Origin of the sequence: Bradyrhizobium sp. Ash2021, from assembly GCF_031202265.1 — a bacterium.
In the GTDB taxonomy this organism is placed as follows: Bacteria; Pseudomonadota; Alphaproteobacteria; order Rhizobiales; family Xanthobacteraceae; genus Bradyrhizobium.
On sequence record NZ_CP100604.1, the window covers coordinates 6510406 to 6526556 of the forward strand.

The 16151-nt window shown below is 62.1% G+C and carries 14 protein-coding genes and 1 pseudogene; 9 read left to right on the forward strand and 6 right to left on the reverse strand.

Annotated elements, in window-relative coordinates:
* Positions 1-255 precede the first annotated feature (255 nt).
* Positions 256-534 carry a hypothetical protein gene (locus NL528_RS31505; RefSeq protein ID WP_309178273.1) on the forward strand — a complete coding sequence of 93 codons (279 nt, stop codon included), beginning with the start codon at positions 256-258 and terminating at the stop codon, positions 532-534.
* Positions 535-592: 58 nt separating this feature from the next.
* Here the strand turns inward: NL528_RS31505 and purU are convergent, their stop codons facing one another.
* A complete protein-coding gene (purU, locus tag NL528_RS31510) occupies positions 593-1456 on the reverse strand; it encodes a formyltetrahydrofolate deformylase (protein ID WP_309178274.1) in 864 nt (287 codons plus the stop codon).
* 139 nt (positions 1457-1595) lie between these two features.
* Between purU and NL528_RS31515 the strand changes: the two genes are divergently transcribed.
* Positions 1596-2438, forward strand: coding sequence for a uroporphyrinogen-III synthase (locus tag NL528_RS31515; protein WP_309178276.1), 843 nt, complete (start codon positions 1596-1598; stop codon positions 2436-2438).
* Here the strand turns inward: NL528_RS31515 and NL528_RS31520 are convergent, their stop codons facing one another.
* The 3 genes and pseudogenes from NL528_RS31520 to NL528_RS31530 all read right to left on the reverse strand — a co-directional run bounded on the left by NL528_RS31520 (position 2439) and on the right by NL528_RS31530 (position 5385).
* The gene (locus NL528_RS31520; protein WP_309178277.1) at positions 2439-3395 is read right to left on the reverse strand and encodes a GDP-L-fucose synthase; all 957 of its coding nucleotides are present in this window, start codon (positions 3393-3395) and stop codon (positions 2439-2441) included.
* Entirely contained in the window at positions 3376-4461 is a 1086-nt protein-coding gene (gene gmd, locus NL528_RS31525) for a GDP-mannose 4,6-dehydratase (RefSeq protein WP_309178278.1), read from the reverse strand. The genes NL528_RS31520 and gmd overlap by 20 nt, the downstream gene beginning before the upstream one ends.
* Before the next feature lie 248 nt (positions 4462-4709).
* A pseudogene (locus tag NL528_RS31530) lies at positions 4710-5385 on the reverse strand (Crp/Fnr family transcriptional regulator).
* A 390-nt stretch (positions 5386-5775) separates the two neighbouring features.
* On the opposite strand from NL528_RS31530, the gene NL528_RS31535 reads away from it, so the two are divergent.
* The 6 genes from NL528_RS31535 (at position 5776) to NL528_RS31560 (ending at position 13025) form a co-directional block, all read left to right on the forward strand.
* A complete protein-coding gene (locus tag NL528_RS31535) occupies positions 5776-6597 on the forward strand; it encodes an ABC transporter ATP-binding protein (RefSeq protein WP_309178279.1) in 822 nt (273 codons plus the stop codon).
* Positions 6594-8525, forward strand: a complete 1932-nt coding sequence (locus NL528_RS31540; protein ID WP_309178280.1) for a long-chain fatty acid--CoA ligase — start codon at positions 6594-6596, stop codon at positions 8523-8525. The genes NL528_RS31535 and NL528_RS31540 overlap by 4 nt, the downstream gene beginning before the upstream one ends.
* 163 nt (positions 8526-8688) lie before the next feature.
* Positions 8689-9582, forward strand: a complete 894-nt coding sequence (locus tag NL528_RS31545; RefSeq protein WP_309178281.1) for a branched-chain amino acid ABC transporter permease — start codon at positions 8689-8691, stop codon at positions 9580-9582.
* Positions 9583-9585: 3 nt separating this feature from the next.
* On the forward strand, positions 9586-10659 hold the full coding sequence (locus NL528_RS31550) for a branched-chain amino acid ABC transporter permease (RefSeq protein ID WP_309178283.1): 1074 nt from the start codon (positions 9586-9588) through the stop codon (positions 10657-10659).
* A 55-nt stretch (positions 10660-10714) separates the two neighbouring features.
* A complete protein-coding gene (locus tag NL528_RS31555; RefSeq protein ID WP_309178285.1) occupies positions 10715-11998 on the forward strand; it encodes an ABC transporter substrate-binding protein in 1284 nt (427 codons plus the stop codon).
* Positions 11999-12185: 187 nt separating this feature from the next.
* Positions 12186-13025, forward strand: a complete 840-nt coding sequence (locus tag NL528_RS31560) for an ABC transporter ATP-binding protein (protein ID WP_309178286.1) — start codon at positions 12186-12188, stop codon at positions 13023-13025.
* Between the two features lie 12 nt (positions 13026-13037).
* On the opposite strand, the gene NL528_RS31565 is transcribed toward NL528_RS31560, so the two are convergent.
* Positions 13038-14189 carry an AGE family epimerase/isomerase gene (locus NL528_RS31565; RefSeq protein WP_309178287.1) on the reverse strand — a complete coding sequence of 384 codons (1152 nt, stop codon included), beginning with the start codon at positions 14187-14189 and terminating at the stop codon, positions 13038-13040.
* Positions 14190-14281: 92 nt separating this feature from the next.
* Here NL528_RS31565 and NL528_RS31570 point away from each other — a divergent pair, with 92 nt between their 5' ends.
* Complete coding sequence (locus NL528_RS31570) at positions 14282-15505, forward strand: AMP-binding protein (protein WP_309178288.1); 1224 nt, start codon at positions 14282-14284, stop codon at positions 15503-15505.
* A 65-nt stretch (positions 15506-15570) separates the two neighbouring features.
* On the opposite strand, the gene NL528_RS31575 is transcribed toward NL528_RS31570, so the two are convergent.
* Positions 15571-16149 carry a hypothetical protein gene (locus NL528_RS31575; protein ID WP_309178289.1) on the reverse strand — a complete coding sequence of 193 codons (579 nt, stop codon included), beginning with the start codon at positions 16147-16149 and terminating at the stop codon, positions 15571-15573.
* Positions 16150-16151 lie beyond the last annotated feature (2 nt).

The window sequence follows — 16151 nt, forward strand, 5'->3', positions numbered from 1 at the left end:
GCAACGCTGTCCTGCTGATAGCGACAAAGAGCCGAATTTAGGTGCCATGATACCATCATCGTCGCGACGGACCACAGCTCGGGAGCGTTCGGGTGGGCACGTTCGAATGACGCGTCACCGGATCGGCTACTTATTTGTACGATTGTACAAATAAAATGGTCCTGTCAACAAAGAAGCGGTTGGGTTGGCAAAGCCGGGGCCGCCAGACGGCCCTAAATCCATCATCCTTAAAGGTCTAGATTGTAAGCTGTTGCCATGCTGATCCGTGCCCGCCATATCGCCACACTCGCCGCGCTCTCGCTCGCGGGCTTTGCCTTGAGCGGATGCGGCACCATCAACGAGAAGCTCGCGGCCGGCATCAGCGACGCCATTCCGGCATGGGCCGGCGGTATGCCGGCGGATGCCCCGCCCCGACCCGGCACGGCGAAATACGACGAGTTCATGAAAGAGCGGGAACGAAAGCGCCTGATGCCCGCCGCAGAGCGCGGCGAGGAAACAAAGCCGGCGCCGTCGTCGCAGGATGCGGTTCATTGAGAGGCGTTTTCGAGCGAAGAAAACGCGTCAAAGCAACAAGTGAGTGCGCCTCGCGCCCTCAATCCATGAATACGACGGTCTTGCGGCCGTTGAGGATCACGCGATCCTCGAGGTGGTGACGCATCGCGCGCGCCAGCACCCGGCGTTCGATGTCGCGTCCCTTGCGCGAGAGATCTTCCGGCGTATCGCGGTGGCTGATGCGCTCGACGTGCTGGTCGATGATCGGGCCCTCGTCGAGATCGCGGGTGACGTAATGCGCGGTGGCGCCGATCAGCTTGACGCCGCGCTCATGCGCCTGGTGGTAGGGGCGCGCGCCCTTGAAGCCCGGCAGGAACGAGTGATGGATGTTGATGCAGCGCCCCGACAAACTTGCCGTCATCTCGTCCGACAGGATCTGCATGTAGCGCGCCAGCACCACGAGATCGGTATTGCTGTCGTCAACCAGCTTCAGGACCGCCTGCTCCTGCTCGCGTTTGGTCTCCCTGGTCACCGGCATGTAGTGGAACGGAATCTCGCCGAAATCGAGATTGCCGTAGGTCTCGCGCGGATGGTTGGAGACGATCGCGGTCGGAATCATCTCGAGCTCACCGGTGCGCCAGCGGTAGAGGATGTCGACCAGGCAATGATCGGATTTGGAGACCAGCAGCATCACCCGGCGGCGGTTGGCGCGATCGCGCATCTGCCAGTCCATGCCGAAACGGTCGGCAATCGCGGTAAAGCCGGTCTGCAATGCCGTCAATTCGACCGCGAGATCGGCGGCGGTGAACACCACCCGCATGAAGAATTTCTTGGTCTCGACGTCGTCAAACTGCTGGGCGTCCAGAATGTTCTGCCCGTTATGGGCGAGAAACGTCGACACCGCGGAGACGATGCCGGGGCGATCGGCACAGGACAGGGTCAGAACGAATTGACGATCGGGCATGGCGCGGACTTGATTACATCCAAGGCAGCAGGTGGAGCGGGTTTGCGGCCCTGCTCTATCACCGCCAACCTGCTTGCGCCAATCCCGAAACAGGAGTCAGGATGAACAAAGCACGCACGATCGGCGTTGGAGTGAGATCATGGCTGACAGACTGAACGGCTACCGCATCCTGATCCTGGAAACGCGCGAGGAAGCACAGTTTTCCCGCCTGCTCGCCGAACAGGGCGCCGACGTGCTGCAATGCCCGATGTTCACCATTCACGATGCGCCCGACCCAGCGCCGATCGAGGCCTGGATCAGGCGGTCGATCGACAAGCCTTTCGACGATCTGGTGCTGATGACCGGCGAAGGCCTCCGCCGCCTGATGAAGGTCGTGCGACGCATCGGCGTCGAGCCGGAGTTTACTGCCGCGCTTAGCAAGGCGCGGAAATTCGCCCGCGGCCCGAAACCCGGCCGGGCGCTGCGCGAGATCGGGCTGGAGCCGCAGATCACGACCGAGAAGCCGACCTCCGAGGGCGTCGCCGAGATGCTGTCGCGCCTCGACTTGAAAGGCCGTCGTCTCGGCCTGCAGCTCTATCCGGACAAAGACCACAGCGTGCTGATCAATGCGATCACCGCGCAGGGCGCCGAGGTCGATACCGTATTGCCTTACGTCTACGATGCGCAGGCCGCCGACGCCAACATCGTCACCGCCATCGACGAGATGGCGGAGGGCCGCATCGATGCGATTGCGCTGACCAATCTGGGCCAGATCCGCCGTCTCGTGGAAGTCGCGCGAGCGCGCGGATATGAAGCGCGGTTGCGCGACGGGCTGGCGCGTACGCCAATTGCCTCGGTCGGACCTGCGGTGTCGGACGAACTCAAGTCCCACGGGCTGCGCACGGATATTTATCCGGCCAATGACGCCTACTTCATGAAACCGCTGATCTCGGCGATGGCGACGGCGCTGACGAAGGCTCCGCCGAGGCTGGCGGCGAGATAGCTACTCCGCCGCCTGTTTGGACTCACTCAGATACGCCCGATACGCCAGCTTGATCCCGTCCTCGAGCGAGGTGCTGGCGCGCCAGCCCAGTTTCGCGAGGCGGCTGACGTCCAGCAGTTTTCGCGGCGTGCCGTCGGGCTTTGAGGCGTCGAAGCTGATTTCGCCGCTATAGCCAATGGTCGCGGCCACCACGCGGGAGAATTCGGCGATCGTGATGTCTTCGCCGGTGCCAATATTGACCAGTTCGTCGCTGGAATACGTCTTCATCAGATGGACGCAGGCGTCGGCGAGATCGTCAACGTAGAGGAACTCGCGGCGCGGCGTGCCGGTGCCCCAGACCACCACGTTTTTGACCCCGGACATCTTCGCTTCGTGGAAGCGGCGGATCAGGGCGGCGACGACGTGGCTGTATTCAGGATGATAATTGTCGCCGCGGCCATACAGATTGGTCGGCATCACGCTGATGAAGTCCGAACCATATTGGTGGCGATAGGCCTCGACCATCTTGATCCCTGCGATTTTCGCAATCGCATAGGGCTCGTTGGTCGGCTCCAGCGGCCCGGTCAGCATGGAATCTTCGCGTAACGGCTGCGGCGCCATCCTGGGATAGATGCAGGATGAGCCGAAGAACATCAGTTTCTCGGTTTTGTTGACGTGGGCGGCATGGATCACATTCGCCGCAATCGCCAGATTGTCGTAGAGGAATTCGGCGCGCAGCGTGTTGTTGGCGACGATGCCGCCGACCTTGGCCGCAGCTAAAAAAACCGCCTGCGGTCGTTTGGCGGAAAACCATTTGTTGACAGCGGCCAGATCACGCAAATCAACCTCGCTGCGCCTGACCGTCAACAGCTTGACGTCTTCCTGCGCCAGCCTGCGCACCAGTGCGGCGCCGACCATGCCACCATGACCGGCAACGTAGACTGTTTTACCGCTGAGCTCAAACGGGGTTCTTGCCATTGACGATCTCCCGTTTCGCGATCGCAAGATCGCTCGCCACCATTTCCCTGACGAGTTGTGCGAAGCTCGTCTTCGGCGTCCAACCGAGTTTTTCACGCGCCTTGCTGGCGTCGCCGATCAGGAGATCGACTTCGGTGGGACGAAAGTAAACCGGATCGATGCGAACAACTGTCTTGCCTGACTTCCGGTCAACGCCGGTCTCCTCGACGCCTTTTCCGCGCCATTCAATGCTGCGGCCAACCTCGGCAAATGCAAGTTCGACAAATTCACGCACCGAGCGGGTTTCGCCAGTCGCCAGCACAAAATCATCAGGCTTATCCGCCTGCAATACCTTGTGCATGCCCTCGATGTAGTCTCGAGCATGGCCCCAGTCGCGCTTTGCTTCAAGATTGCCGAGATAGAGCGCCTCATCCAGACCGGTCTCGATACGGGCAATCCCGCGCGTGATCTTGCGTGTCACGAAAGTCTCGCCGCGAATTGGGCTCTCATGATTGAACAGAATGCCGTTCGAGGCATACATGCCGTAGGCCTCGCGGTAGTTCACGGTGATCCAATAACCGTAAAGCTTGGCGACGCCATAGGGCGAGCGCGGATAGAACGGCGTCGTCTCCTTCTGCGGAACCTCCTGGACCAGGCCATATAGTTCCGAGGTCGACGCCTGATAGAACCGCGTCTCCTTTTCCATGCCGAGAATGCGGATCGCCTCAAGCAACCGCAATACGCCGATCGCATCGGCATTGGCGGTATATTCAGGACTCTCGAAACTAACGCCGACATGGCTCTGAGCGGCGAGATTGTATATCTCGGTCGGCCTGATCTGCTGCACCAATCGGATCAGGTTGGTCGAGTCCGTCATGTCACCATAGTGAAGCATGAACGGTACATTGCGCGTATGGGGATCTTCGTAGAGATGGTCAATGCGCGCGGTGTTGAAAGACGACGACCGGCGCTTGATTCCGTGTACGGTGTAACCGAGGCCGAGCAGATATTCGGCGAGATAGGCGCCGTCCTGGCCGGTGACGCCGGTTATCAGCGCCACACGCTGTTTCGAATCCTGAGCCAACATGTCTTCTCCAACAACACGGGCGGCACGCGAGCCCGACGGGCCCTTTACCCCGCCCCCAATTCGCCCAGTCAAATCCAGCGCGCAAGGGGGAGCCGCCAGCGGCAGAGGCCATAGCATCCGACCCCGCCGAAGTCTAATGCCAAAACCATTTGGAATCAGACCTTTAACCGACCGGCTGGGGCACCAGCCCCAAACTGGTTGGTCGGCGATTTATTGTTGAGATGCCGAGCTTGGGGCCCAAGCGCCTGTTACTCGCCATAGTGCCGCAATCGCTCGAGGTCGATGATGGTCACGCCGCCATATTCGAGTCTGAGCAAGCCCTGCTTCTCCAGCCGCTTCAGGCACTGGTTGGCATTTTGCCGGGAGATGCCGGACAGCGCCCCGATCTCTTCCTGCGTAATCTCCAGATGCCGCGTGAGGTCCGGATACAGGATGGGGTTGAACAATGAGGCGATCGAGCGCGCCAGCCGCGCGGTCGCATCCAGCGTGCGGCCGTATTCGAGCAGCGCGATGAACTGGCCAAGCCGCTCATTGAGCTGGCCGACCAGGAAACGGTTGAATCCCACGCTGTTCTCGAACAGCCAGACGAAGGTCTTGCGGTCCATCATTGCGAGCCGGGTATCGCGCAGCGCCACCACGTCATAGCGCCGCGGCTCGTTCTTGAGCACAGTGCCCTCGCCGAACCATGCCCCTGCGGTCAGACCGGCAAAAACTGGCGGCCTTGCCGCCCCGGGATACGATGCCCATTCGAGCCAGACCGGTGACGACGCCGGTCCAGTAGTCGAACTGGTCGCCGCGCATGAAGATGAATTCATCGGCGCGGTAGGATTTCTCGACAATGCCGGCGCGCGCGACCTCGATCTCGCGTTCGTTCAGTTCGCGCGACCAGGACGCGATGCGCTTCAGATAATCCGGAGCAATCATGATGTTGTCGACAGCGTCCCCAGCCCAGCATATTGCACCGCAACATTAATTGATCCGGGAACCGGAAGCGCGGGGCGCCTCCAAAATTTACTTACCAATTGTCCGGCGCAAGACATTTCAACGTATCGCTTTCCCCTATGGAGGACCACCTCGCGTCACTCCGCTTGTCACCCAACGGGATAGGTGGACGGCGCGAAGAAAGGGCTGGGGTCGGCGGGTGTGGCGTTACCGCGCATGATTTCGATGCACGGGAAAGGGCCCGATGACCAATGCCTCACGACCAGGCATCATTAGTTGGATGGCTTACCGATACCGGCCAATGTAAGGTCGCCGTTGTGATTGCAACGAAAAGATAAAGAGCGCGTCAAGCGCCGTATCTGGAGGGAATGAGTGGCTTACACGTTGGAAGTGCGCGGGGTGTCACTGCGCTTTGGTGGCGTCCGTGCGCTGACCGAAGTGAGTTTTGGCGTCAACGATGGCGAGCTGTTCTCGATCATCGGCCCGAACGGCGCCGGCAAGACCTCGATCGTCAATTGCATCTCGGGCCGCTACAAGCCAACCGAAGGTCAGCTGTTCTATCGCGGCAAGGATATCACAGCACTCAATCCCAACGCACGGCCCTCGCTCGGCATCGGCCGCACCTTCCAGAATCTGGCGCTGTTCCATCATATGAGCGTGCTCGACAATATCATGGTCGGGCGGCATCACCTGCTGAAGAACAATTTCATCACGGGATCGCTGTACTGGCTGACCGGCGCGCGGCGCGAGGAGCTCGAGCATCGCCGCAAGGTCGAGGAGATCATCGACTTCCTCGACCTGCAGTCGGTGCGCAAGGCGACCGCGGGCACGCTTCCTTATGGCCTGCGCAAGCGCGTCGAGCTGGCCCGCGCGATGGCGCTGGAGCCGGAACTGATCCTGCTCGACGAACCGATGGCCGGCATGAACTTCGAAGAGAAGGAGGACATGGCGCGCTACATCGTCGATCTCAACGAAGAGTTCGGCATGACGGTCATGATGATCGAGCACGACATGGGTGTGGTGATGGACATCTCCCACCGCGTCATGGTCCTGGATTTCGGCCGCAAGATCGCGGAAGGCGACCCCGCCGCGGTGCTGGCCGACCCCCATGTCAAGCGCGCCTATCTCGGCGAGGAAGACGAGGTCTTGGTCGACCCCGACGACAAGTCCGCCGCCCCGGAGTGCGCGGCATGATGGATTACGCCGGTCGCGTCGCGCAAGCCAACACCTATCCGAAGCTTTTGCGTCTCAACGCCTGGGAGCATGGCGCCGAGATCGCGCTGCGCGAAAAGGACCTTGGGCTCTGGCGCGTCTTCACCTGGAACGACTACCAGGCGCGCGTGCACGATTTCGCGCTCGGCATGGTCGAACTCGGCCTCGGCCGCGGCGATGTGATTGGCATCATCGGCGACAACCGGCCGGACTGGGTTTCGGCCGAAATCGCCACCCATGCGATCGGGGCACTTAGCCTCGGCCTCTATCGCGACGTGCTGGACGAGGAAGCTGCCTACCTCTTGAGTTACGGCGACGCCAAGCTGGTGTTCGCCGAAGACGAGGAACAGGTCGACAAGCTTTTGGCACTGGCCGACCGCGTCCCGAACCTCAAGCACATCGTCTATTCCGATCCGCGCGGCATGCGGAAATACGACGACCCGCGGCTGATGGAAGCCGAAAAGCTTGCAAGCATGGGCCGCGACCGCGCCGCACGGGAGCCGGGCCTCTACGACAAGCTCGTTGACGCGACCAAAGGCGAGGACGTCGCGATCCTCTGCACGACGTCAGGCACCACGGCCAACCCGAAGCTCGCGATGCTCGCGGCAGGCCGCGTGCTGAAACATTGCGCGACCTATCTCGCGTTCGATCCGAAGGGTCCGGACGACGAATACGTCTCGGTGCTGCCGCTGCCCTGGATCATGGAACAGGTCTACGTGCTCGGCAAAGGGCTGCTCTGCCGGATGAAGGTCAACTTCGTGGAAGAGCCCGACACCATGATGAACGATTTCCGCGAGATCGCGCCGACCTTCGTGCTGTTCGCACCTCGGGTCTGGGAATCGATCGCCGCCGACGTCCGCGCCGGCGTGATGGACTCCTCGCCGCTCAAGCAAAAACTCTACGACCTCGGCATGAAGACGGGCCTTGCGGCGCTGGCGCAGGGCAAGCATTCGACGCTGGCCGACCAGCTGCTGTTCCGCGCCCTGCGCGACCGGCTCGGCTTTACCCGTCTGCGCTCGGCGGCGACCGGAGGCGCGGCGCTCGGGCCGGATACGTTCAAATTCTTCCAGGCCATGGGCGTGCCGCTGCGCACGCTGTACGGCCAGACCGAATTGCTGGGCGCCTACACGCTGCATCCGTTCGGCAAGGTCGATCCGGATACGACGGGCGTGCCGATGGCCGGCGATATCGAGATCCGCGTCGACAACCCCGACATCAACGGCGTCGGCGAAATCGTGGTGCGCCACCCGAACATGTTCCTGGGCTATTACAAGAATCCGGAAGCCTCGTTGGCCGACATGAAGGATGGCTGGATGCATTCCGGCGATGCCGGCTATTTCAACGACAACAAGCAGCTCGTGGTGATCGACCGCATCAAGGATCTCGCCGAGACCTCGCGCGGCGAACGCTTCTCGCCGCAATATCTCGAGAACAAGCTGAAATTCTCGCCCTACATCGCCGAAACCGTGGTGCTCGGCGCCGGCCGCGACGCGCTGGCGGCAATGATCTGCATCCGCTACTCGATCATCTCGAAATGGGCGGAAAAGAACCGCATCTCGTTCACGACCTACACCGACCTCGCTTCGCGGCCGGAGGTCTACGCACTGGTGCGGAAAGAAGTTGAAACCGTCAACGCGACGCTGCCGCCGGCGCAGCGCATCTCGAGATTCCTGCTGCTTTACAAGGAACTCGACGCCGACGACGGCGAACTGACCCGCACCCGAAAAGTCCGCCGCAGCGTCATCAACGAGAAATACGCCGGGATCATCGACGCGATCTATGGCGGCAAGCGCGACATCCCCGTCGACACCGTGATCCGCTTCCAGGACGGCACCACGCAACGCATCCGCACCACGCTGAGAGTGGTCGATCTCGCGCGGGATACGGCGACAGCGGAGGCCGCGGAATGAGGCTGGGTGTATCGGCATATTCAGCCGTCATGCGCGGGCTTGACCCGCGCATCCATCCGCTTTCGAAAAAAGTCCTTCTTGAACGATGGATTGCCGGGCATAGGCGAGCGGAAGCGACGCCGTCCTTCGGACGGCTATGCCCGGCAATGACGAGTGAGTTTCCATGAACCTCCAGTTCCTGATCCAGCTCCTCGTCAACGGCCTCGTGGTCGGCACGCTCTATGGCGTGGTCGCGATGTCGTTTGTGCTGATCTACAAGGCGACCCAGGTCGTGAACTTCGCGCAAGGCGAGTTGCTGCTGATCGGCGCCTGGGTGTGCTGGGCGCTGCTTGCCAAATACCAGGTGCCGTTCTGGCTCGGCATGCCGATGACGCTGGTGTTCATGTTCGTGTTCGGCATTGCGATCCAGATCCTGATCCTTCGGCCGATGATCGGCGAGCCGATCATCTCTGTCATCATGGTCACGATCGGGCTGTCGACGGTGTTCCAGGCCGCGCTGAAATGGATCTTTGGCGTCAACCCGCAGCCGTTTCCGCGGGTGTTCGAGAGCCAGTCCGTCAGCCTGTTCGGCCTGCAGATCCAGACCGTCTATGTCATGAGCCTCGTCGTCTCGGTCGCGATGATGATTGGCATGGCCTGGTTCTTTCGCGCCTCGAAATATGGGCTGGCGATGCGCGCCACCGCCTTCAACCAGCAGGTGGCGCAATCGCTCGGCATCTCCGTCAAAAGCGTGTTCGCGATGGCGTGGGCGATCTCGGCAACGGTGTCTGCGGTCGCCGGCGTCGTGGTCGCGGTGGTCAACGGCGTATCTTCGGGTCTTTCCGGCTACGGCATCAAGGTATTTCCCGCCGCGATCCTGGGCGGACTCGACTCGATCGGCGGCGCCGTGCTCGGCGGCATCATCATCGGGCTGCTGGAAAACATCGCGCAATATGTCGACAGCGAATATCTGCACTGGGGCAATCTCTACGAGATCGCGCCGTTCTACGTGCTGATCATCATCCTGATGATCAAGCCCTACGGCCTGTTCGGCACCAAAGACATCGAGCGGGTGTAATTCATGGCAGGTCCCTCCCTGATCCCGTCCGGCGACTTCCGCACCACTTATGCGGCGGACACCATGATCTTTCCGACCACGACCAGCCGCAACTTTGCGATTTTGGGCGTCGTCCTGGTCTGCTTCGCGCCGCTGGTGTTTTCGAACTACTGGCTCAGCATATCGATCCAGATCGGCATCTTCGCGATCGCAGCCCTCGGCCTCAACATCCTGGTCGGTTTCACCGGACAGATATCGATCGGCCACGCTGCGTTCTTCCTGTTCGGCGCCTTCACCTCGGCCTACATCTCCAACAATCTGCCGATCCCGGTGTTCTTCGCCGTTCCGCTCGCCGGTGTCGTCACAGCGCTAGTCGGACTGATCTTCGGGGTGCCGGCCGCGCGGCTGAAGGGGCTTTATCTCGTCATCGCGACGCTGGCGGCGCAATACATCCTGCTCGATTTCTTTTCGCGCGCCGACTGGTTTTCCGGCGGCTCGGTGCCCGCCAGCGCCAACCCGTTCTCGATCTTCGGCTACACCTTTCGCGGCGATAAGCAATATTTCTACGTGGTGCTGGCCTATCTCGTGGCCAGCTATTTGCTCGTGACCAATCTGATGCGCACGCGCGACGGCCGCGCGCTGGTCGCGATCCGCGATCATTATCTCTCCGCCGAGATCATGGGCATCAACCTCACCAAATACCGCACGCTCTCGTTTGGGCTGGCGGCATTCTTCGCCGGCATCGCCGGCGCGCTCTACGCGCACTACCAGCTCGTCGTCTCCAACGAAGGCTTTGGCATCGAACGCTCGATCCTGTTTCTTGCGATGATCATCATCGGCGGCACCGGCTCGGTGATGGGTACGCTGATGGGGACCGCGTTCGTGGTGCTATTGCCGGAAGCGATGGAATGGATCAGCGCTGGCCTCAAGGGCAGCGCGATCGACAAGGCGCTGTCGCTCAACAACAACATCACCTTTTTGCGCGAGATCACGGTCGGGCTGATCATCATCGCGTTCCTGATGTTCGAGCCCGACGGGCTCGCGCATCGCTGGCGGCAGATCAAGACCTACTGGAAACTCTACCCGTTTTCGCATTGAGGTTGGAACGGGACTGGCTACAATCGGTATCAACAAAATAACGGGAGGAAACACCATGACGATAAAGTCCTTTTTGAGCACGGTTTCGCTGGCGTTGTTGATCGGCGGCGCGTCGGCAGCCGCACAGGCGCAGATTGCCATTGGTCACCTTCAGGATCAGTCGGGCGGCACGTCCGACGTCGGCACGCCTTACGGACAGGGCGTCGCGGACACCTTCGCCTGGGTCAACAAGAACGGCGGCGTCGGCGGCAAGCAGCTCAACGTCGACAGCAACGATTACGGCTACCAGGTGCCGCGCGCGATCGCGCTCTACAAGAAATGGTCGGCCCCCGACAGCAAGGTCGCGGCGATCATGGGTTGGGGCACCGCCGACACCGAGGCGCTGACCGGCTTCCTCGCGCAGGACAAGATCCCGGACATTTCAGGCTCCTACGCGGCCGCATTGACCGATCCGGAAGGCACCAGCGGCAAGGCGAAGCCCGCGCCGTATAATTTCTTCTATGGTCCGAGCTATTCGGACTCGATGCGGGCGATGCTGACCTGGGCGGCCGAGGACTGGAAGGCCAAGGGCAAGCCGGGCAAGCCGAAATTCGTCCACATGGGCGCCAACCATCCCTATCCGAATGCGCCGAAGGCCGCGGGCGAAGCGCTCGCCACCGAACTCGGATTCGAAGTGCTGCCGCCGCTGGTGTTCGCGCTGGCGCCGGGTGATTACAGCGCGCAGTGCCTGAGCCTGAAGAGCGCCGGCGCCAATTACGCCTATCTCGGCAATACCGCCGCCTCCAACATCTCGGTGCTGAAGGCGTGCAAGACCGCCGGCGTCGACGTGCAGTTCATGGGCAATGTCTGGGGCATGGACGAGAACGCCGCCAAGACCGCCGCCGACGCCGCCGATGGCGTGATCTTCCCGCTGCGGACCGCGGTGGCCTGGGGCGGCAACGCGCCGGGCATGAAGACCGTGATGGAAATCTCCAAAATGTCGGACCCGACCGGCAAGGTCTATCGGCCCGTGCATTACATCGCAGCCGTTTGCAGCGCGCTGTATCTGAAGGAAGCGCTCGACTGGGCCGCCAAGAACGGCGGCGCCACCGGCGAGAACGTCGCCAAGGGCTTTTACCAGAAGAAGGATTGGGTGCCGGCCGGCATGGAAGGCGTCTGCAATCCCTCGACCTGGACCGAGAAGGACCATCGCCCGACGATGAAGGTCGATCTCTATCGCTCGAAAGTCTCCGGGCCGACCGATGGCGACATCAACGACCTGATGGCCAAGGGCACGATCAAGCTCGAGAAGGTCAAGACCGTCGAACTGCCGCGCAAGCCGGAATGGTTTGGGTGGTGAGGTAACACACCAACGTCACCAACGCTCAAATGTCATCCCCCGCCACCGGGTCTCGCCTTTGGCGAGCCCGGTGACAGGCTCCAGCGGGTGATCCAGTACGCCGCGGCTTCTCGGTCCATCACAGCCGCATCTGGAATACTGGGTCACCCGCTTTTCGCGGGTGACGACAGTGGAGAGTGATAACGACATGACTCAAACTGTCGAAGCAGCACGCCCCGCACCGATCGCCGTCGCCGCAGCCCCGCTGCTCAGCGTGAACAACATCGAGGTGGTGTACGACGACGTCATCCTGGTGCTGCGCGGCTTGAGCCTTGAAGTGCCGCAAGGCGCGATCGTGGCGCTGCTGGGCGCCAACGGCGCCGGCAAATCGACGACGCTGAAGGCGATCTCGGGCCTGCTGAAAACCGAGGACGGCGAAGTTACGCGCGGCGAGATCGTCTTCAACGGCGAGCGCATCAACGGCATCGATCCCGACAAGATCGTCCGCCGCGGCATTTTTCAGGTGATGGAAGGCCGCCGCATCATCGCCGACATGACGTCGCTGGAGAATTTGCGGCTCGGGGCCTTCACCCGCAGCGATAACGAGGTCGGCGCCGACATCGACATGGTGTTCAGATATTTCCCGCGGCTGAAGGAGCGCACCGGCCTCGCCGGCTATCTGTCCGGCGGCGAGCAGCAGATGCTGGCGATCGGGCGTGCGCTGATGGCGCGCCCGAAGATGATCCTGATGGACGAGCCGTCGATGGGCCTGTCGCCGCTGCTGGTGAAGGAAGTGTTCGCGATCATCAACGAGATCAACCGCGATCTCGGCGTGACCATTCTGCTGGTCGAACAAAATGCGCGCGCAGCGCTTTCGGTCGCCAGTCACGGCTACATCATGGAGCAGGGCAAGGTGGTGCTCGACGGTAGCGCGGACGAGTTGCGCGACAACGAGGACGTGAAGGAATTCTACCTCGGCGGCGCCGGCGACCAGCGCAAGAGTTTTAAAAACCTGAAAAGCTTCAAGCGAAGGAAGCGGTGGCTGTAACGCAGCTTGTGCTCAGCCGAGCACCTGCTCTGCTTCCGCAACCGCGCACAGCACATGATAAAACGACGACGCAGGAATCGTGGCCACCAGCGAGTTGCCGGCGCGATCGAATTGATCGTACCAGCCGCCCGCGACCGGATGCGAAAGGTAGTGCCGTTCCAGGCGCGCCAGCGCGGCACGCGCCTGGTCGGCGGCACCGGCCTCGCCCGCCTCGGCCTGCGCGATCCACGCCTTGGCCATTTCGGTCTGCGGCCACAGACGCCGCGTGTGCCGTCTGATGTTGCCCTCGGTGTCGCCCTCATCGACCAGGCAGCCGGTGGCCTCGTCGCGATAGCGCAGCGCCGAGGCCAGCAACTCGCCGCGAAAACGTCCCGTTGGGCAACCAGTGATCCGCTCAAACCCCTTCAAGAGCCAACACCATTCCGCCTGGTGTCCGGGCTCGACGCTGACCGGCTCGATCTTCGACCAGTCGTCCTCGAAATATTCGCCGAGCACGTGTTTCTGCTTGTCGTAGAGATTGGCGAGAAACAACGCGAAGAAGTCGCCGGCGCGGTTCTGGAAGACCGTCTCATGGGTGGCGTCGAACACCGCGATCATCGCTTCGAACAGATGCATTTGCGGGTTTTGCCGCCGCGGCAGCGACGCCGGCAATCCTTCCAGCACGCCGCCATGCGGCGAGCGCAGATGAGCGTCCAGGAACGAGAGCAGCGCGTCGATCTCGGCGCGGACCTGCGCGTCACGGTCGAGCGCATAGACGGTTGCGAGTGCAAACAGCACGAAGGCGTGGTCGTAGGAATCGCGCAGCGGGTCCAGGACCGCACCATCGGGCGTCAACGTATGCACGAAGCCCGGCCGGCCGTCGGGCGCCTTGGCTTTGGTCAGCAAATGATCCAGCCCCTTGAGCGCGATTTCGCGGCCTTCCGGATACCAGCCCATCTGCGCTGCCTTGGCGAAGCAATAGATCTGCCGGGCCTGCACGAACACGCGCCGGGGCGCGAGACGATCGGCGCGCCCATCGCGGTCGAGCCGGTCGACGAAGCCGCCCGACGTCGAATCCCAGCCTTCCCCGGACCACAATGGCAGGGCGTGCTCGATCATGCGCAGCTTCAGTCTCGCGACGATGTCGACAGAATCTTCCGTCGCGGCGGTTTGTGCTTCAGCCATTACGTCCCCTGGGGCCTCTCCAACACCGGTGGCCGCCGTCTGATACCACGTGCAAGGCGGGGTGCAATCGGCCTGAACACACAGGACCAGCCATGAACGACCATTATGACGCCCTTGAAACGCGCCCACCCGTCCAGCGCGAGGCAGAGCTGTTTTCCCGGCTGCCGGAGGTGCTGCGCAAGGCCATGGAAGCGCCGGCCTACGCCGAGCGCCTCAAGGGCGTCGACCCCGCGTCCATCGTCAGCCGGGCCGCGCTGGCGGACCTGCCGGTATTGCGCAAGTCGGAACTCCCCGCCCTGCACAAGGCCGCGCCGCCCTTCGGCGGGTTCGTGGCAGGGCCGCTCGGATCGTTTGGGCGGCTATTCACCTCGCCCGGCCCGATCTTCGAGCCTGAGCCTGCCCATGCCGACCCCTGGCGCGGCGCGCGGGCGCTGTTCGCGGCGGGCTTCCGGCCCGGCGACGTGGTGCTGAACACCTTCAGCTATCACCTCACGCCCGGCGGCTTTATTTTTGATGCTTCGGCGCGCGCGCTGGGCTGCGCGGTCATTCCGGCCGGTCCCGGCAATACCGAGGCGCAGTTTGAGCTGATCGAGGCCTACCGGCCGGTCGGCTACAGCGGCACGCCGGATTTCCTCAAAATTCTGCTCGACACCGCGGCAAGTGCCGGACGCGATGTCTCCTCGATCAAGCGCGCGCTGGTCTCGGGCGCGGCCTTTCCGAAATCGCTGCAGGATGAGGTCAGGTCGCGCGGCATCGACGCCTATCAGGCGTTCGGCACCGCCGATCTCGGCATGGTCGCGTTCGAGACGCCGGCGCGCGAGGGCATGACCGTGAACGAAGACCTGATCCTGGAAATCGTGAAGCCCGGCACCGGCGATCCCGTGGCGCCGGGCGACGTCGGCGAGATCGTCGTCACCTCGCTTGATCCGGATCATCCCTGGATTCGCCTGGCGCTCGGCGACCTCACCGCCGCCCTGCCCGGTTCCAGTCCCTGCGGACGCACCAATATGCGCATCAAGGGCTGGATGGGCCGCGCCGACCAGACCACCAAGGTCAAGGGCATGTTCGTGCGGCCCGAGCAGATTGCCGAGATCGGCAAACGCCATCCCGAACTCGGACGGCTGCGTCTTGTCGTCACACGCTCAGGCGAGACCGATGTGATGACGCTGAAAGCGGAGGCTGCAAATCCGGACACGTCATTGATGGAAGCGGTCAACGTGACGCTGCGCAACCTCACAAAGCTCGGGGGAAACGTGGCCTTGGTCGCGCCTCAGTCGCTGCCGAACGACGGCAAGGTCATTGCGGACGAACGCTGAAATTCAGTTAATTGTATTTACTCAGCAATATTGGCTTCGTTTTGCCAAAACACCGGATAATCTACTTAAGATTGTACTAAATCTTTAGCGCTCCTTTTGATAATTTCGCGGATGGCGCGATCCCGCCGAGCGACAGCTCGGGATTCGTAGCGGTGCAGCTTGATGAGGTCCGGAAGGATTCGGCGCACTCCCTCGGCCGTGCGCTGTGGCTCCTGCGAGGGCATCGCAGGCAAGGGATCGACGGCAAATTTCGGGGTTCCCTTCCAGAGCGTGGCCCCAAAGTACCGCTGCATGATCCAAGCGACTTCATCCTTGGGGGATTGGAAGAGTTTAGGGACATCGAATCGTCCAAATGCGGCCATGCGTTCGATCAAGGCAGCTTTGACGCGCCTCACGCGGGCAAGTTCGAGCTCCGCCTCTGCGGCGTCGCGGGCCAGCTCGATTTTGATTTTATCCTCGGTGTCGCCCGCGATTTGACGGGCGAGCGTTTCCACCTCGCGGTCGAACTCTGCGCTTGAGATGGGCTTCGTCAGCCCGTGACGGAGCGAATTTTGGCTCGCCCGCTTTCTTCCAGAAGTGGAGCGAGGGCCGGTGCTGTTGCGCGCGTTGCGCCGGTTCGCCGCGATTTGCCGTTGGCTCGCCATCG

What these genes read in the sequence shown, in the direction of transcription:
- NL528_RS31505 (WP_309178273.1), top strand. Translation starts at nt 256, where the DNA reads ATGCTGATCCGTGCCCGCCATATCGCCACACTCGCCGCGCTCTCGCTC.
- purU (WP_309178274.1), bottom strand. Translation starts at nt 1,456, where the DNA reads ATGCCCGATCGTCAATTCGTTCTGACCCTGTCCTGTGCCGATCGCCCC.
- NL528_RS31515 (WP_309178276.1), top strand. Translation starts at nt 1,596, where the DNA reads ATGGCTGACAGACTGAACGGCTACCGCATCCTGATCCTGGAAACGCGC.
- NL528_RS31520 (WP_309178277.1), bottom strand. Translation starts at nt 3,395, where the DNA reads ATGGCAAGAACCCCGTTTGAGCTCAGCGGTAAAACAGTCTACGTTGCC.
- gmd (WP_309178278.1), bottom strand. Translation starts at nt 4,461, where the DNA reads ATGTTGGCTCAGGATTCGAAACAGCGTGTGGCGCTGATAACCGGCGTC.
- NL528_RS31540 (WP_309178280.1), top strand. Translation starts at nt 6,594, where the DNA reads ATGATGGATTACGCCGGTCGCGTCGCGCAAGCCAACACCTATCCGAAG.
- NL528_RS31545 (WP_309178281.1), top strand. Translation starts at nt 8,689, where the DNA reads ATGAACCTCCAGTTCCTGATCCAGCTCCTCGTCAACGGCCTCGTGGTC.
- NL528_RS31550 (WP_309178283.1), top strand. Translation starts at nt 9,586, where the DNA reads ATGGCAGGTCCCTCCCTGATCCCGTCCGGCGACTTCCGCACCACTTAT.
- NL528_RS31555 (WP_309178285.1), top strand. Translation starts at nt 10,715, where the DNA reads ATGACGATAAAGTCCTTTTTGAGCACGGTTTCGCTGGCGTTGTTGATC.
- NL528_RS31560 (WP_309178286.1), top strand. Translation starts at nt 12,186, where the DNA reads ATGACTCAAACTGTCGAAGCAGCACGCCCCGCACCGATCGCCGTCGCC.
- NL528_RS31565 (WP_309178287.1), bottom strand. Translation starts at nt 14,189, where the DNA reads ATGGCTGAAGCACAAACCGCCGCGACGGAAGATTCTGTCGACATCGTC.
- NL528_RS31570 (WP_309178288.1), top strand. Translation starts at nt 14,282, where the DNA reads ATGAACGACCATTATGACGCCCTTGAAACGCGCCCACCCGTCCAGCGC.
- NL528_RS31575 (WP_309178289.1), bottom strand. Translation starts at nt 16,149, where the DNA reads ATGGCGAGCCAACGGCAAATCGCGGCGAACCGGCGCAACGCGCGCAAC.